We start from the raw sequence: 15,197 nt of genomic DNA on the forward strand, positions 1-15,197 counted from the left end.
TGTACGCCCCTGCCCGGCCACGGGCCGTGCGCCTGCGACGCCCTGTCGCACCCCGGCCCGGGATCAGATCACGCCGCCGCCCAGGCCCAGGCGCAGGATGCCAACCACCACCACGATGCCGTTCAGCACCAGCCCGGCCCAGGCCCGCCCACGCTTGGTCGGATGGGTGAACAGGATGCCCAGCGCGGCGATCACCGCACCGACGGCGGCGAACGGGATCAGGAACCAGTTGCCCCAGCCCAGCAGCGGAATCAGCGCCAGGATCATCCACAACAGCGCCAGTACGCCCCACAACAGACTGATTACACCCATTCCGCTCTCCCGCAGTTGGTTCCTGCCCCAACCATAGACGTTCCCGCTGCCGCCGCCTACTGCCATTGGCGGGGCTGTCACCCGCGCCGTGCTAGCGTACTGCCGTGCGTGCCCTGGCCCGGGTGTTGGCGCCGATTCAGAGTGGCCCGCCGATGATCGCAACCAGTCCTACAGGGGTCGTGCCATGAACATCCGTTGGGCCGCGTTGGCGGCCATCCTGCTGGTCGCCGCGGGCTGTGCCAGCACCTCCAAGGTGATGCTGGGCCGCGCCCGCGCACCGATCGATCCGGCACTGGTGCAGATCTATTCGACGCCGCCAGCCGGCTCGCAGGAAATCGCCCAGCTGGAATCAGCGTCTGCGGTGGGCTTCGGCACCCAGGGCCAGACCGATGCCGCCGTGGCCCGCCTGAAGCGCGAGGCCGCGGCGCTGGGCGCCAATGGCGTGGTGCTGGTGGGCGTGGGCAGCAGTGGCTCGCCGGTGGGCATGTCCGTCGGCGCCGGTTCGTTTGGCTCGCATGTCGGTGGCGGGGTAGGCATTGGTATTCCGACCACGCAGAAGCGCGCCGCCGGCGTCGCGATCTGGGTGCCGAATCCGGCACCGCCCGCGCGGTTGCCGACGCAGGTGATCACACCGCAACCGCAGCGGTGACCCTCTCGGGTCACCGCCGGTAGTGCCGGCCGCTGGCCGGCAACCTCAGGAATGCTTCCTGCGCCAAGGGAATGCCGGCCAGCGGCCGGCACTACCTGATGGGATGGGGTAATGCCAGCCAGCGGCCGGCACTACCGGGCAACGTTCAGCGCTTGTACTTCGGCACGAACACCTTGTTCACCGCATCGGCCAGCTGGTCCGGCGGCAGCAGGCCCTGGTCGAGCAGGAAGTTGTTGAACGCCAGGCGGTCGAACTTCGCGCCCAGTGCCAGCTCGGTCTGCATGCGCAGTTCCAGGATGCGGGTGTAGCCGTAGAAGTAGCTTCCGGCCTGGCCCGGCATGCGCACCATGTAGCGGTCCAGTTCCTGGGTGGCCATCGCCTTGGACAGGCCAACCTGCTCCATCAGCACGCGCTCGCCATTGGCACGATCGGTCAGGCCAAGGTTGAGCATCGGGTCGAGCATCGCGCGCGCGGCACGCAGCAGGCGGAACTGCAGGGCGATCATCTGACCGTCCAGCGGCTCGTACGGCACCATCTCGGCTTCGGCGTACAACGCCCAGCCTTCCACGTTCACCGAATTGAACGCGAACATGGTGCGCGCCAGCGAAATGCCGCGCTCGACCATCGCGGTGAACTGCAGTTCGTGGCCGGGACGCCCTTCATGCGCGCTCAGCGTCCACGCCGCCGCGCCGAAGTTGAAGTCGTCGTACTGCGCACCCGGACCGGCGGCCGGATTGCCCAGCGGCAGCACGAAGGTGCCCTGCTGCCCGGTGTTGTTGACCAGTGGCGCCGGCAGGAAGTGCGGCGCCGGGCTGGCGGCGCTCTCGGCGGCCGAACCCAGGCGCATCTGCATGGCACGCTTGGGCACGTCGACGATGGCGTGCTCGCGGATCAGCGGATCGATCGCGTCGATCACCTTGCGGTAGTGGCCTTCCAGATGATCGTCGGCGATCTTGTCAGCCTTCAGCGCACGGATCACCGCCACCGGGTCGCTCGGGTCGGCTACCTTCAGGCCCTTGTCCTTCACCACCAGCGGCGCCAGCTGCTGCATCGCCGAGCGGGTTTCCATGAATTCCAACTGCGCGCGCTGCATCAGCAGCTTCGGGTCGATGTCGATGCCGACCTGCTTGAGCTGGTACGCGTACAACGGTGCCGGCAGGCGTGCATCGGTGCGCGCCTTCGGCAGCACGGTCGAGCGCGTCCAGCTGGCGTAGTCCTTCATCTGCCCGGCCAGGGCCTTCATCGCTTCATCGGCACCGGCGATCTGGTACTTCTTCAGCAGCGACTCGATGCCGGTGATGTAGGTCTCGACGTTGTCCAGCGACTGCTGCACTTCGATCTTCGTCGGCTGCAGCAGGCTGCTGTCCTTCAATCGCTCTTCATAGCGCTGGCGCGCCAGCGTGGTGAACGCGGTGCCACCCGGCTGCAGGCCGGCATAGGCCTTGAGGCGCTCGATCGCCTTGGCCCGGCGCTCGGCCGGCACCTGATCGGACAGCAGCAGGTTGAGGCCGCTGAACACCGTCTGCGGCGCATCGCTCCACGGCAGCAGGTACTTCTCGTTGAGCTCGCTGCCTTCGATGTTCTGGTTGGCGGCGTGGATCATGATCTCCAGGTCCTGGCGGACATTGGGATCCTTCTCGGTGGCCAGCTTCGCCTTCAGTTCGTCGCGTGCCTTGGCCATGGCGGCGCGGTAGCGCGCATCATTGTCCGGGCCTAGGTCGGCCACCTTGTCGTCATAACCGGGAACGCCGAAGAAGCCGGTTTCCTCTGGCTGGAACGGGCCCTGCGCATCGAGCAGGATCTGCGCCAGCGCATTGCTGCGGGCGACCCAGGCCGGGCTGGCCGGAGTGGCGGCCTTGGCGGCGGGTGCCGCCAGCGCCGGTGGCGCGGACAGCAGCGGGGCGGCAGTCAGGGCCAGGGCAACGGCCAGCGCAATCGGCTTCATGGGACACTCCAGCAAAGGGTTGCCCGCAAGTTACGCGCTCAGGGCGGCGGCGACAATCGGCTGGAGGTCACGGCGCGGCTTATGGGTAGAGTCGACTGTCAGTCGACTATCGCGCGCAGCGCGGGGTTTTCAGGCGTCTTGTGGAGAGCAGTCGACCAACAGCCGACTCTACATGGTCGCCCTTACCCGGTCGCGTGACCGAAGGTCACAACGCGGCAGTGAGTGGGCAGTCGCCACGCTCGCGGCAGGCCTGCAGTTCGCACTCCTGTGCGGCCTCGTCATCATCCAGCGCGGTCAGGTCGAAGGTCTGCTTGTCCTCGCCCAGCACGTACATCACCGGGTAATCCCACACGTCATCACTGCGGGTGCCCTTCACGAACAGGCGACCATGCGCGTGCGGGCCTTCCAGGGCCACGGTCAGGCCGACATCGCGCTGGCCGTTCATCGCGGTCTGCATGCTGCCCAGCGGCATCGATTCGGTGCGCAGCGGCTCGCCGAAGGCTTCCACCAGTTCGATGCTGCAACCGGCGCGGCGCAGTGCTTCGCGCATCGGTGGGCTCTCGCGTGCCGCCTCGCTCCAGCGCAGCACGCTCCAGGCCACCACACCGCCTACGCCGCCCAGCACCAGCACGACCATCAACGGCATCGCCCAGCGCCAGTGACGGCACCACCAACCGGTGGAGGTCTGTCCAGGGGTGGGAATCGGCGGTGGCAGGGTCATGACGGGCTCCTTCCCGGCTGGTGATCAGGGTTTCAGGCAACGTCCCAGGAAGGCTTCGGCGACGCGGTAGCGATGCAGCGCATCGGCACCGGACAGGCCATGCTTGGCACCCGGATAGGTCATCAGTTCGAACGGCTGTGCACGCTTCTGCAGCGCACTCATCAGGCTGGTCGAGTTGGTGAACAGCACGTTGTCATCTGCCATGCCGTGGATCAGCAGCAGCGGCGAGCGCAGGCCGTCGATATGGGTCAGCACGCGCGCTTCGCGGTAACCCGCTTCGTTGCGCGCCGGCAGGTCCATGTAGCGTTCGGTGTAGTGGCTGTCGTACAGGCCCCAGTCGGTCACCGGCGCACCGGCCACGCCACAGGCGTACTGGTTCGAGGCCTTGGCCAGCAGCATCAGGGTCATGTAACCGCCGTTGGACCAGCCCTGCACGCCGATGCGCGCCGGGTCCACCCATGGCTGCTGCTTCAGCCAGGCCACGCCACGCAGCTGGTCGGTCACTTCCACCGTACCCTGCTTGCCGTACAGCGCGCCACCGAAGTCGCGACCACGGCGCGGGGTGCCACGGTTGTCCAGCGAGAACACCACGTAGCCCTGCTGGGCCAGGTACTGGTTGAACAGGTGATCACCACGGCCGGGCCAGCTGTCGGTCACGGTCTGGCTGGCCGGGCCGCCATACACGTATACCGCCACCGGGTAGCGCTTGGATGGATCGAAGCCGGCTGGCTTGATCAGGCTGTAGTTGAGCGGGGTCTTGCCGTCGGCAGCCATCATCGTGCCGAACTCGATCGGGCGCTGCGCATCGCGGTAACGCGCATACGGATGCTTGGGATCGGCCAGGTCGTTCTCGAGCAGGGTGGCGATCTTCTCGCCGTTGGCGCGGAACAGCTCGATCTGCGGCGGCGTGGTGCTGTTGGACCAGCTGTCGACATAGACGCTGGCGTTGCGGGCGAAGCTGGCGCTGTGCATGCCTGGTGCCCTGGACAGGCGCTGCGGCTCGCCGCCCTGCAGCGACACCGCGTAGATCTGGCTTTCGCGCGAGGTCTCGATGCCGGCACGGAAGTAGGCCTTGCCGGCATTCTCATCAACCGCCAGCAGTTCGTCTACCGGCCAGTTGCCGTGGGTCAGCGCGGTGGCCTTGCCCTTGCTGTCGATGCGGTACAGGTGCTGGAAACCGGTGCGCTCGGACGACCACAGCACGCTCCCGTCGTCGAGGAAACGCAGGCTGTTGTGCAGCGGCACCCAGGTCGGGCTGGTTTCGTGGGCAAGCACGCGCTGGTGGTTGGACTCGAGTGCCACTTCCACCAGGTCCAGCTGCCTCTGGTCGCGCGACTGGCGTTGGAAGCTCAGGTGCTGCGCATCGCGCCAATCGACGCGGGCCAGGTAGATGTCCTGTTCCTTGCCCAGGTCGACCCAGCGCGGCTGCGCATCGGCGGCCGGCGCGATCACGCCCAGCTGCACGCGCACGTTGGCGTCGCCGGCGGCCGGGTAGCGCTGCTCGATCACATCGGTGCGGTCGGCATAGACCTCGTAGCGCTTCTGCACCGGCACCGGCGATTCATCGATGCGGGCAAAGGCAATCGCCGAATCATCCGGCGCCCACCAGTAACCGGTATGGCGGTCCATCTCCTCGTCGGCGACGAACTCGGCCACGCCGTTGCCGATGGTGGTACTGCCGTCGCGGGTCAGCTGCAGCTGCTTGCCGCTGGCCAGATCGATCACCCACAGGTTGCGGCCACGAATGAAGCTGACGAAACCGCCCTTGGGCGACAGCTTGGCGTCGGTGGCGAAACCTTCACCATGGGTCAGCTGACGCACCGCCGCCTGGCCCTGCTGCTTGAGGTCATACAGGTACAGCTCGCCGCCGAGCGGGAACAGCAGGCGCTGCGCGTCGGGCGACCACTGGTAATCGACGATGCCGGTCATCGCGGCGATGCGCTGGCGCTCGCGGCGGGCCTTTTCCTCATCGCTGAGGGTCTCGGTGCCGGGCAGCACCACCTTCGAATCCACCAGCAGGCGGGTCTGGCCGCTGCCGATGTCGTAGGTCCACAGGTCCAGCTGGTTGCGGTCGCTGTCCTTGCCGCGCAGGAAGCTGACCTGCGAACCGTCGGGAGCGACCTTCGGCTTCATCAGGGTTGGGCCGGACAACGGCAGCGGGCCGGTGATGGCTTCCAGGGTCAGCTTTTCAGCGTGGGCGGCAGTACTGGTGGCGAGCATGAGGGCGAGCGAAGCGAACAGGTGGCGCATGGAGGATCCCGGCAAACGGCAGGTCCGCCCCCGGTGGGTGCGGGGCGGTCGTCCCCCATCCTAACCAAGCCCGTGCGGGAAGGCAGCATGACCTTCTGCCCATGCTGCGGTGCTGGGGTCAGAGCCCTTTGCGCTGCAAAGGGATCCGACCCCTGGACCACCGTCCTGGGTCAACGCTGGCCGAACAGGTGCTTGCGCTCTTCGTCGCTGAGCGGCTTGCCCGCGTTCGGGTTCACCTGCTGACGCAGGGCATAGGCGCGCTGGGTCGCCGGGCGTGCGGCAATCGCTTCATGCCAGCGCTTCAGGTTCGGGAACGCGGCGAAATCCACCGGCAGCTTGTCGTAGGCGCCGATCCACGGGTAGCTGGCCATGTCGGCAATGGTGTAGTCATCGCCGGCCAGGAAGGCGTGCTGGGCCAGGCGCTTGTCCATCACCCCGTGCAGGCGGCGTACTTCGTTGTCGTAGCGCTCAATCGCGTAGGGGATCTTTTCCGGCGCGTACACATTGAAGTGGCCCATCTGGCCGCTCATCGGGCCCAGGCCGGCCATCTGCCAGAACAGCCACTCCAGGGTGGTGACGCGGCCGCGCGGGTCGCTGGGCAGGAACTGACCGGTCTTCTCGGCCAGATACAGCAGGATCGCGCCGGACTCGAACACGCTCTGCGGGGCGCCGCCATCGGCCGGGGCGTGGTCGACGATGGCCGGCATCTTGTTGTTGGGCGAGATGGCGAGGAATTCCGGCTTGAACTGGTCGCCCGAGCCGATGTTGACCGGGTGGATGCGGTACTCCAGGCCGGCTTCTTCCAGCAGCAGGGTCACTTTATGGCCGTTCGGGGTGGGCCAGTAATACAGGTCGATCATGGCGGCGGCTCGGGGTGCGGAAAGGAACCTGAAGTCTAGTGCGTGAGTTGGGTTGGCACCGTCATGGCGGCCCGGTAACCTCGCCACTCCCCCGCAACGCAGCATCCTCCGCATGAGTGCAAACCGCCCGCCGCTCTCCCCGCTGTCCACGCTGATCTTCGCCTCGCGCTGGCTGCAGCTGCCGCTGTACCTGGGCCTGATCGTGGCGCAGTGCGTCTATGTGTTCCTGTTCGGCAAGGAACTGTGGCACCTGATCTCGCATTCGGCCTCGATGGGTGAACAGCAGATCATGCTGATCGTGCTGGGCCTGATCGACGTGGTGATGATCTCCAACCTGCTGGTGATGGTGATCGTCGGCGGCTACGAGACCTTCGTCTCGCGCCTGCGCCTGGAAGGCCATCCGGACCAGCCGGAATGGCTGAGCCACGTCAATGCCAGCGTGCTGAAGGTGAAGCTGGCGATGGCGATCATCGGCATCTCCTCGATCCACCTGTTGAAGACCTTCATCGCCAGTGGTGCACTGGGTGGCATTCCGCTGTGCACCCCGGAGCAGATGAGCGTGGCCGCGGCCAACATCGGTGTCGCCCGCTGCTCGATGCTGACCCAGGAAGGCGTGCTGTGGCAGACCATCATCCACTGCGTGTTCATCCTGTCGGCGATCGGCATCGCCTGGACCGACAAGCTGATGTCCAACAGCCACAGCAAGGCGCACGACAAGGCGCACGACCACTGATGTAGCGACCACCAGCGGCGCATTGCCGCTGCCCTGTTCCGGCCATCGCCCTTGTACGCGGCGGTGGCCGGGATGCTAGATTGCTCCCTCGCCGTTGCCGGCGGTGGCGTCGGGAAACGTCACCCTGCCGCGCCCGGACCGCTGGTCCCGGCCATGCATATCAATGATTTACGTCACGTCGTCTTCTAGAGGGGAGCAGGATGTCGCACGTCTCAACGATCACCGCCGCGCGCCGGTGGCTGCCGGTTGCCCTGGCACTGGCGCTGGCCGCCTGCTCGGGCAAGGAAGAAACCCCGGCACCCGCACCCGCCACTACGCCCGCCGCGGCTGCATCAACAGCACCGGTGGTCGCCGCCAAGGTGCAGTCGATGGGCACCGAACAGCTGCGCGAATCGGCCAGCCAGGCGCTGCGTGAGAACCGCATGTATGCGCCGGCCGGCGACAACGCCATCGAGTACTACCTGGCGCTGCGCGACAAGACGCCGGACGACGCTTCGGTGAAGAGCGCGCTGACCGATCTGCTGCCCTACACCCTGATCGCCGCCGAGCAGCACCTGGGCCGTGAGGACTACCCCGAGGCGCAGCGCCTGGTAGCGCTGATCGAAAAGGTGGACGCCTCCGCCCCCGCCCTGCCGCGCCTGAAGGAAGGCCTGGCCAAGGGCGTGGAGAACGCGGCCAAGCGCACCGAGACCGAAGCTGAAAAGGCGAAGAAGGACGCCGAAGACCGGACCAAGCAGCAGGCCGAACAGCAGCGCCTGACCGAGCAGCGCGCCAAGGAGGCCGATGCGGCCAAGCAGATCGCCGCGCAACAGGACGCCGCGCGCCGCGACAGCGAGCGTCAGGAAGCCGAGCGCCAGGCCACCGCCCGCCGCGAGGCCGAGCAGAAGCAGCAGCAGGCGGCCGCCCAGCAGGCCAGTGCCGCACGCCAGGCCACGGCAGCGGCGGCACCGAGCCTGCGCCCGGTCAGTACGCCGGCACCGCGCTATCCGGCCGAGGCACTGCGCGCCGGTACCTCCGGCGAAGTGCTGGTGGAAATCACCGTCGGCACCGACGGATCAGTGATCAATGCCCGCGTGCTGCGCGCAACGCCGTCGCGCGTCTTCGACCGGGAAGCGATGAACGCAGTGAAGCGTTGGCGTTTCGAACCGGTCAGCGCACCGGTCACCACCCGCCGCACGCTGGTGTTCGCACCGGGCGGCTGAGCGGGTAACGCCGGGCCACGCCCGGCGGCAGTTGTTGCCCACAGGGCCCGGAGCGTTCCGGGCCTTGTCCGTTTCAGCAGACGCTGTCGATCAGGCGTTGCAGCGCCGGATCACGCGCAGCCAGCACCTGGAACAGGCCCAGTGCGTGCAGGCCCGGCAACAGTGCGCGCAGGTCGGCCTCGGCAGTGGTGCGGAGGGTAGGATCACTGGCCGGGTCCTGCCAGTCGCGGACGCTGGCAAGAAAGGCGCCAACACTGCCCTTGCGCACAGTGAGGCCGTTCACCTGCACGTCGTTCTGGTGATCGGGGAGGATGTCCTGTGGCTGCATGGTGTCGGTGCTCCATTGAGGGGAGCCCAGTGTCAGGCTTGCCGTTCGACTGTTCTGCCGTATAACTGCCACACGATATGGCAGAACAGACATCCTCCGCATTGATTGACCCGGCGCTGGCCGATGCCGCCGACGGCCCGGTGTTGCTGGCGGCGCAGCTGCGCCTTCCGGGTCCGCGCCGCACGGCACGCCACCAGCACGCCCGCGGGCAGCTGCTGGGTGCACATCAGGGCCTGCTGCGGATCGAGGTCGGCGACCTGCACTGGCTGCTGCCGGCGGGTCATGTCGCCTGGATACCACCTTCACTGCCCCACGCACTGGCCAGCACCAGTGCGTTCGACGGCTGGAGCCTGTACTTCAGCGCGCAGGCCTGCACCGACCTGCCTGCAGCCCCTCGCATCTTCCAGCCCGTGCCGCTGCTGCAGACCGCGGTGATCCGGGCGTTGCAGTGGCCGCATGTTCCGCTGGATGCCACACAGGTGCGACTGGCCGGGGTGATCGCCGATGAGATCGCCGCCAGCTCGCCATTGCCGCTGGCCCTGCCGCAACCGCGCGACCGTCGCCTGCGCCGGATCGCTGCCGCACTTGCACGTTCACCGAACGACCTTCGCAGCGTCGAGGACTGGGCGGCCGCGATTGGACTGTCCAGCCGCAGCCTGGCGCGCCATTGGCTGGCCGAGACCCACATGACGCTGAGCCAATGGCGGCAACGCCTGCGGGTGCTGCTGGCACTGCCACGCCTGCTGGCGGGAGAACCGGTGATCAGCGTCGCGCTGTCGATGGGCTACGACACACCCAGTGCCTTCATCACCGTGTTCAAGCGCGAGATGGGGGTGACGCCTTCGCGGTATGCCGGCGGATGACGCATTCAACGCTCCCGCTGTCTGTACTCGCGACCTAAGCTGTTTTCCAAATTCAGGAGGAGAACAGATGAAGTACGACGACGCCAGCTGGCATTCCGGGGGTGACTTCCCTTCGGATCTTCCGGCCGAAGCCAGCGCCACCCACATCGGCATGTACCTGGCATGGCTGCTGTCACAGGGCATGGCAAGCGAAGAGCTCGCCGAGGACGCAGAAGAAGACCTGCAGGCGCTGCGGGAACGTAGTACGACGCCCGGCCTGTTCCTGCTTCGATGCAGCGACGGCAAATTCGTCGATGACCTGATCAGTGATGAAGCCAACACGTTCACTGCTGTGTATTACGACCTCGAGAATGGCCAGTATCTCGAAGACTATGAGGAACAGCTGGGGGCCGACGTCCTTTCGCTGTACCACGTCGCTGATACCTGGGAGAACTTTGATCGATTGGCACCGGTGATCGCCCAACGCTTCGCCGCTTGGCAGGCAACGCAATCCTGAAAACAACGAGGCCCGGAATGACCGGGCCTCGTTCCAAATCCGCCGGGCATGGCCCGGCGCTACCAGTGGCGGTCAGCCCGAGATGGCCAGACGCTCGTTGTGGTAGCGACGCACGGCAGCGAACCACAGCACCGCGGCCAGGCCAAGGCTGGCGCCCAGGTAGATCGCCCACACCGCCGGCGTGATCGTCTCGTGGCGGATCACCTTCAGCAGCATCTGGTTCTGCGACAGGAACGGCACGGCGTACTGCCACAGCTCGCTCTTCAGCGGGTACGCCACCAGTGCGTAACCGGGCATCATCGGCAGCAGCATCAGCCAGGTCATGTGGCTCTGCGCTTCCTTCATGCTCTTGGCCGCCGCCGACAGGAAGGTCAGCAGCGAGGTACCGATCATCAGCATCGGCAGCATCACCAGCAGCATCTGCAGCATCGAAGCGACGTTCATGTTGAACTGGCGGCCGATGTTGCCGGGCGCGATCTGTGCGCTCACCTTGAACGCCACCAGGGTCAGCAGCAGTGACACAAAGCCGACCACGCAGGCAGCCGCGATCTTGCCGCTGACGATCGCGCTGCGCGAGCCGGGCGTGGCCAGCAGCGGTTCCAGTGACTGCCGCTCGCGCTCGCCGGCGGTGGCATCCATCACCAGATAGGCGCCGCCGATGAACGAGGTCAGCGTGAGCAGCACCGGCAGCAGCATCGAGAGGATCATGCCGCGCTTGGCCTCGGCACTGGCCAGGTCCTGGCGTGCCACATCCAGCGGCCGCGCCACCTGCGCGTCAACGCCACGCGCCATCAACCGCAGCGCACCGACCTGGCCGTTGTAGGTGGCCAGCGCCGCTTCCAGCCGCGCACTGGGTACCTCAGCAGCACGGCGGGTACTGTCCTTGATCACTTCCACCAGCGCCGGCTTGCCGTCGGCCCAGTCCTTGCCGAAGTCATCGCTGATGCGCAGCGCCACGTCGATGTCCTGGCTGCGGATGGCCTCGGCCAGGTCCTTCGGCGCCGGTGCGGTATTGAGCCCCTGTGCGGCGAGGAAGCGCACCAGGTTCGGTGCATTCTCCGCACCGATGGTTGGAATCTGCAGCGGCTGTTCGATCTGGGTGCGTACCCGGCTCTCGGCCAGCTTGCCCATGCCCAGCAGCAGCACCGGGTACAGCAGCGGCCCGAACAGCAGGGTCAGCAGCAGCGTGCGGCGATCACGGGAAAGATCGCGCAGTTCCTTGCGCATTACCGTCATCAGGGTCGACATCATGCTCATGCGTGCAGGCCCTCTTCGCTGCCGATCAGTTTCACGAACGCGTCTTCCAGGTTGGGTTCGCCGGCCTGCGCGCGCAGTTCATCGGCGCTGCCGTCCGCCATCACCGTGCCCTTGGCGATGATCACGATGTGGTCACACAGTGCGCCCACCTCCTGCATGATGTGGCTGGACAGGATCACGCAACGGCCCTCTTCGCGCAGGCCCAGCAGGAAACGGCGCAGCGCGCGCGTGGTCATCACGTCCAGGCCGTTGGTGGGTTCATCAAGAATGACGTTGCGCGGGTCGTGCACCAGCGCGCGGGCGATCGCGGTCTTGGTGCGCTGGCCCTGCGAGAAGCCATCGGTCTGGCGATCGAGGATGTCACCCATGTCCAAGGCATGCGACAGCACTTCGATGCGTTCGCGGATGCGCTCGGCCGACAGGCCATGCAGCTCGCCGAAGTAGGCGATGTTCTCGCGCGCGGTCAGGCGCTTGTAGACACCGCGCGCATCGGGCAGGACGCCAAGGTGGCGGCGTACTTCCACCGGATTGCGCGCCGCGTCGATGCCATCGACGCTGATGCTGCCCTGATCCGGAGTCATCAGTGTGTACAGCATGCGCATGGTGGTGGTCTTGCCGGCACCATTGGGGCCGAGCAGGCCGGTGATGCGGCCATCCTCGGCACGGAAGCCGACGTTGGCGACCGCCTGGATGCGCCCGGTACGGGTGTCGAAAGCCTTGTGCAGGTTGTCGGCGACGATCATGGTTCCCATCCGTTGAACGAGGTGAACGCCGGCACGTAGCTCAGCGTGTCCAGGCAGCCGGCATCCAGCGCCTTGGCATCGGTCCTGTCGATGAACTGGCCGAGCAGGCGCGGCATGCAGCCGGCACTCAGCGTGCCGTGGCCCTGGCCACGGGCAACCAGTGCACGGCCATTCGGCAGGCCCTTGAGTACCTGCTCGGCGTAGCGCGGGGGTGTCACCGGATCCAGTTCACCGGACAGCAGCAGCGCGGGTACCTCGCTGCGCAGCGGCACGGCATTGGCGGCTGGTGCCGGCTGGTGCGGCCATACCGGGCACGCGGCGAAGAACGCGCTGGCCACCTCGTTGCCGAACAGTCGCTCCGGGTCCTCGGCAGGCGCCCTGTAGCGCGGCGCATCCTCGCTGCAGATCACCGACCACTGCATGCCGCGGTTGATCTGGAAATCCATGCTGCGGTTCGCACCACGCGCGAGCGAGGCCAGGGGCGCGTAGCGTCCCTGCGCGGCCTCATCGAGCACCAGCGGCAACAGCGAGGCGTACTGCGGAACGTAGGAGAAAGCGAAGGCCAGACCCACCACGCTGTCCGGATTCAGCACATCCTTGCGGGTCTGATAGGTGCCAGGATCGCGGTACTCGACCGAAACCGGGGCACGGCGCAGTGTCTCGACCACGCTGCGCAGCTGCGCGCGGGTGTCGGTCGGGAAGCGCTTGCTGCAGGCGGCATCCTTGCGGCACTGCGCCGACTGCAGGGCGATCGCATCCTCGAACGTTGTGGCGAAGTCGCCACCCACCACCAGTTCATTGGGCACTACGCCATCGATGACGATGCTGCGGGTGTGCTGCGGGTAAGCGCCGGCATAGCGCTGGGCCACGCGGGTCCCGTAGGAGCCGCCAACCAGGTTGATCCGGTCCACGCCCAAGGCCTGGCGCACGGCGTCCAGGTCGGCGATGGCCTCGGTGGTGGTGTAGAAGCGTGCATCGGCACGCCCCTGCAGCGAGGCCGCGCAGCGCTGTGCGTAGTCGCGCAGCGACGCCTCTGTGGGGGCGGCGTCCTCGTCCATCTGCAGTTCCTTGCCGTCCGTGCCGTGGCAGCTGAGCGGATTGGAGCCGCCGGTGCCGCGCTGGTCGATCAGGAACACGTCACGCTGTTTGCGCACCTGGCGCAGCGCGGTATCGACGATGACGGCCACTTCGCTGGCCGCCTGGCCGGGGCCACCGGCCAGGAAGAACACCGGGTCGGGCTGGCTGGAGCCGCTGCTGCCCGATTCCAGCCAGGCGATGCGCAGGCCGATGCGTCGGCCATCGGGCTGTGCACGGTTCTCCGGCACCTGCAGGGTGGCGCACTGCGCCTCGACGTTGGCGCTGGCACCTTCGGTGGACAGCGTACAGGGCTGGAAATCGATCGTGCCGAAGCGGCGGCTTGGTGCATCGCTGGCGCCTTCGGCGCCGGGTGACGGTAACTGGCTGCAACCGGCAAGCATCAGGCTGGCCAACGCTGCGGCCAACGCGAGGTGGTGTCTTTGCATCGTGCTCGTTTCCCCTGGAGGACGTTCCTGGCAACCACGACGGGCTGCCGCGGAAGATGTGACTCAACTTACACGGGCACGGCGTCGTCGGCGATGGGCAAGGCCGAAATCGTCGCCGGAACGGCGCAGACCAGGCGATCGCGGCCCTCGGCTTTGGCCCGGTACAACGCGGCGTCAGCCGCTGCCAGCAGCGTCGACAGATCACCTTGGCCCTCGTCCATGGCCAGGCCGATGCTGGCGGTGACCGTCACCGGCCCACCGGCCAGCAATGCAGGGTACTGCTGCAGGTGGGTGCGGATCAGCGCTGCCAACGCCACTGCGTCGCTCGACGTACCGTCGGCCAGGACCAGCACGAATTCCTCGCCCCCATAGCGGCCCAACAGGTGTGTCCGTCCCTGCGTGCTGTGCTGCAGCACCGAAGCAAAGTGACGTAGTACCTGGTCACCGGCCAGGTGGCCCCAGCGATCATTGATCCGTTTGAAGTGGTCGACGTCGACCAGCAGCAGGGCCAGCGGCCGTTGCTGCCGGCGCATCAGCTGCAGCTGTGCCTGGCCGTCGGCCAGCAGCGCGCTACGGTTGAGCAGGCCGGTCAGGCCATCAGTGCGTGCCGCATGCCGCAGATCGACCAGCATGCGCTCGACCAGCAGCAGCACCATCGCGAAACAGCGCGCCAGTTCCAGCATCACGCCGGCGATGTAGGTAACGAACATCGGCGAGCCGGTACGCATGATGTCCTCGCCGGCATCGGGTGCCGCCGGCAGGAACAAGCGCACGGCGTACAGCGCAGCCTCGGCCAGGAACACCGCCGCCGCGAGCCGGCAGCTGGTGCGCTGCTGCGCCGGTGCATGTCGCAGCAGCAGCCATGCGATCCAGCCATCGACGATCAGCGCGAATACACTGAACACCTGCAGGCGCAGGTGCAGGTTCGGCCAGAGCACCAGGAAGGCGAAGATGCCTGCCATGAACGCGGCCGCGATCAGCAGCGGCCGCCACAACGGCAACAGCTGCTCCAGGTGCAGTGCCACGCCGCGCAGCATCATCAGGCCACAACCGGCCATCGCCGCATTGCCGGCCAGCACGGCCGGGGCCAGCGGCAGGTACGGCCGCAAGGCCAGCAGGGTCACGCCCACGGTCAGCAGCCACAGGCTGATGGTCCACTGGCGCAGCACCGGTTGCCCGCGCAGCACGACCAGCAGCAACGAGAACCCCACCGCAATGCCGATGCAGAGCAGGAAGCCAAGCACGGTGATGGTGGGGAAATCCAGGGACATGCGGCGCTCGTCGACCGGGGCGGCGCGCGCATCTTAGCGCCTTG

At 67.0% G+C, this 15,197-nt stretch carries 15 protein-coding genes; 5 read left to right on the forward strand and 10 right to left on the reverse strand.

From position 1 onward, the window contains the following. Positions 1 to 63: 63 nt before the first annotated feature. A complete protein-coding gene (locus V9K93_RS08215; RefSeq protein ID WP_005420185.1) occupies positions 64 to 312 on the reverse strand; it encodes a hypothetical protein in 249 nt (82 codons plus the stop codon). Between the two features lie 184 nt (positions 313 to 496). Here V9K93_RS08215 and V9K93_RS08220 point away from each other — a divergent pair, with 184 nt between their 5' ends. Further along, positions 497 to 961: a hypothetical protein gene (locus tag V9K93_RS08220; protein WP_136639214.1), complete on the forward strand. Its 465-nt coding sequence runs from the start codon at positions 497 to 499 to the stop codon at positions 959 to 961. 145 nt (positions 962 to 1,106) lie between these two features. Here the strand turns inward: V9K93_RS08220 and V9K93_RS08225 are convergent, their stop codons facing one another. The 4 genes from V9K93_RS08225 to V9K93_RS08240 all read right to left on the reverse strand — a co-directional run bounded on the left by V9K93_RS08225 (position 1,107) and on the right by V9K93_RS08240 (position 6,737). Beyond that, a complete protein-coding gene (locus V9K93_RS08225; protein ID WP_136639215.1) occupies positions 1,107 to 2,906 on the reverse strand; it encodes a DUF885 domain-containing protein in 1,800 nt (599 codons plus the stop codon). A gap of 205 nt (positions 2,907 to 3,111) precedes the next feature. Then, positions 3,112 to 3,627: a cytochrome c oxidase assembly factor Coa1 family protein gene (locus V9K93_RS08230; RefSeq protein ID WP_337302351.1), complete on the reverse strand. Its 516-nt coding sequence runs from the start codon at positions 3,625 to 3,627 to the stop codon at positions 3,112 to 3,114. A gap of 24 nt (positions 3,628 to 3,651) precedes the next feature. Beyond that, complete coding sequence (locus V9K93_RS08235; RefSeq protein WP_337302352.1) at positions 3,652 to 5,877, reverse strand: S9 family peptidase; 2,226 nt, start codon at positions 5,875 to 5,877, stop codon at positions 3,652 to 3,654. A 170-nt stretch (positions 5,878 to 6,047) separates the two neighbouring features. Then, entirely contained in the window at positions 6,048 to 6,737 is a 690-nt protein-coding gene (locus V9K93_RS08240) for a glutathione binding-like protein (protein ID WP_337302353.1), read from the reverse strand. A gap of 112 nt (positions 6,738 to 6,849) precedes the next feature. Between V9K93_RS08240 and V9K93_RS08245 the strand changes: the two genes are divergently transcribed. Then, positions 6,850 to 7,470 (forward strand): TIGR00645 family protein, encoded by a 621-nt coding sequence (locus V9K93_RS08245; protein ID WP_136639219.1) that lies wholly within the window; start codon positions 6,850 to 6,852, stop codon positions 7,468 to 7,470. Between the two features lie 200 nt (positions 7,471 to 7,670). Then, entirely contained in the window at positions 7,671 to 8,672 is a 1,002-nt protein-coding gene (locus V9K93_RS08250) for an energy transducer TonB (RefSeq protein WP_136639220.1), read from the forward strand. Positions 8,673 to 8,745: 73 nt separating this feature from the next. Here V9K93_RS08250 and V9K93_RS08255 read toward each other — a convergent pair whose 3' ends face one another. Further along, positions 8,746 to 9,000, reverse strand: a complete 255-nt coding sequence (locus V9K93_RS08255; RefSeq protein WP_012512430.1) for a hypothetical protein — start codon at positions 8,998 to 9,000, stop codon at positions 8,746 to 8,748. Between the two features lie 77 nt (positions 9,001 to 9,077). Between V9K93_RS08255 and V9K93_RS08260 the strand changes: the two genes are divergently transcribed. Both V9K93_RS08260 and V9K93_RS08265 read left to right on the forward strand, forming a co-directional pair. Then, positions 9,078 to 9,863: an AraC family transcriptional regulator gene (locus tag V9K93_RS08260; RefSeq protein ID WP_337302354.1), complete on the forward strand. Its 786-nt coding sequence runs from the start codon at positions 9,078 to 9,080 to the stop codon at positions 9,861 to 9,863. Between the two features lie 67 nt (positions 9,864 to 9,930). Then, positions 9,931 to 10,359 (forward strand): DUF7832 domain-containing protein, encoded by a 429-nt coding sequence (locus tag V9K93_RS08265; protein ID WP_136639222.1) that lies wholly within the window; start codon positions 9,931 to 9,933, stop codon positions 10,357 to 10,359. A 72-nt stretch (positions 10,360 to 10,431) separates the two neighbouring features. Here the strand turns inward: V9K93_RS08265 and V9K93_RS08270 are convergent, their stop codons facing one another. From V9K93_RS08270 to V9K93_RS08285, 4 genes are all read right to left on the reverse strand, one after another. Next, positions 10,432 to 11,616 (reverse strand): ABC transporter permease, encoded by a 1,185-nt coding sequence (locus V9K93_RS08270; RefSeq protein ID WP_136639223.1) that lies wholly within the window; start codon positions 11,614 to 11,616, stop codon positions 10,432 to 10,434. After that, positions 11,613 to 12,359, reverse strand: a complete 747-nt coding sequence (locus V9K93_RS08275) for an ABC transporter ATP-binding protein (protein WP_136639224.1) — start codon at positions 12,357 to 12,359, stop codon at positions 11,613 to 11,615. The genes V9K93_RS08270 and V9K93_RS08275 overlap by 4 nt, the downstream gene beginning before the upstream one ends. Next, on the reverse strand, positions 12,356 to 13,882 hold the full coding sequence (locus V9K93_RS08280) for an alpha/beta fold hydrolase (protein ID WP_295381102.1): 1,527 nt from the start codon (positions 13,880 to 13,882) through the stop codon (positions 12,356 to 12,358). The genes V9K93_RS08275 and V9K93_RS08280 overlap by 4 nt, the downstream gene beginning before the upstream one ends. Before the next feature lie 68 nt (positions 13,883 to 13,950). After that, positions 13,951 to 15,153: a GGDEF domain-containing protein gene (locus V9K93_RS08285; protein ID WP_337302355.1), complete on the reverse strand. Its 1,203-nt coding sequence runs from the start codon at positions 15,151 to 15,153 to the stop codon at positions 13,951 to 13,953. Positions 15,154 to 15,197: the final 44 nt, after the last annotated feature.

It is taken from the genome of Stenotrophomonas sp. CCNWLW162 (assembly GCF_037203745.1).
Lineage (GTDB): Bacteria > Pseudomonadota > Gammaproteobacteria > Xanthomonadales > Xanthomonadaceae > Stenotrophomonas > Stenotrophomonas maltophilia_AQ.

What these genes read in the sequence shown, in the direction of transcription:
- V9K93_RS08215 (WP_005420185.1), bottom strand. Translation starts at nt 312, where the DNA reads ATGGGTGTAATCAGTCTGTTGTGGGGCGTACTGGCGCTGTTGTGGATG.
- V9K93_RS08220 (WP_136639214.1), top strand. Translation starts at nt 497, where the DNA reads ATGAACATCCGTTGGGCCGCGTTGGCGGCCATCCTGCTGGTCGCCGCG.
- V9K93_RS08225 (WP_136639215.1), bottom strand. Translation starts at nt 2,906, where the DNA reads ATGAAGCCGATTGCGCTGGCCGTTGCCCTGGCCCTGACTGCCGCCCCG.
- V9K93_RS08230 (WP_337302351.1), bottom strand. Translation starts at nt 3,627, where the DNA reads ATGACCCTGCCACCGCCGATTCCCACCCCTGGACAGACCTCCACCGGT.
- V9K93_RS08235 (WP_337302352.1), bottom strand. Translation starts at nt 5,877, where the DNA reads ATGCGCCACCTGTTCGCTTCGCTCGCCCTCATGCTCGCCACCAGTACT.
- V9K93_RS08240 (WP_337302353.1), bottom strand. Translation starts at nt 6,737, where the DNA reads ATGATCGACCTGTATTACTGGCCCACCCCGAACGGCCATAAAGTGACC.
- V9K93_RS08245 (WP_136639219.1), top strand. Translation starts at nt 6,850, where the DNA reads ATGAGTGCAAACCGCCCGCCGCTCTCCCCGCTGTCCACGCTGATCTTC.
- V9K93_RS08250 (WP_136639220.1), top strand. Translation starts at nt 7,671, where the DNA reads ATGTCGCACGTCTCAACGATCACCGCCGCGCGCCGGTGGCTGCCGGTT.
- V9K93_RS08255 (WP_012512430.1), bottom strand. Translation starts at nt 9,000, where the DNA reads ATGCAGCCACAGGACATCCTCCCCGATCACCAGAACGACGTGCAGGTG.
- V9K93_RS08260 (WP_337302354.1), top strand. Translation starts at nt 9,078, where the DNA reads ATGGCAGAACAGACATCCTCCGCATTGATTGACCCGGCGCTGGCCGAT.
- V9K93_RS08265 (WP_136639222.1), top strand. Translation starts at nt 9,931, where the DNA reads ATGAAGTACGACGACGCCAGCTGGCATTCCGGGGGTGACTTCCCTTCG.
- V9K93_RS08270 (WP_136639223.1), bottom strand. Translation starts at nt 11,616, where the DNA reads ATGAGCATGATGTCGACCCTGATGACGGTAATGCGCAAGGAACTGCGC.
- V9K93_RS08275 (WP_136639224.1), bottom strand. Translation starts at nt 12,359, where the DNA reads ATGATCGTCGCCGACAACCTGCACAAGGCTTTCGACACCCGTACCGGG.
- V9K93_RS08280 (WP_295381102.1), bottom strand. Translation starts at nt 13,882, where the DNA reads ATGCAAAGACACCACCTCGCGTTGGCCGCAGCGTTGGCCAGCCTGATG.
- V9K93_RS08285 (WP_337302355.1), bottom strand. Translation starts at nt 15,153, where the DNA reads ATGTCCCTGGATTTCCCCACCATCACCGTGCTTGGCTTCCTGCTCTGC.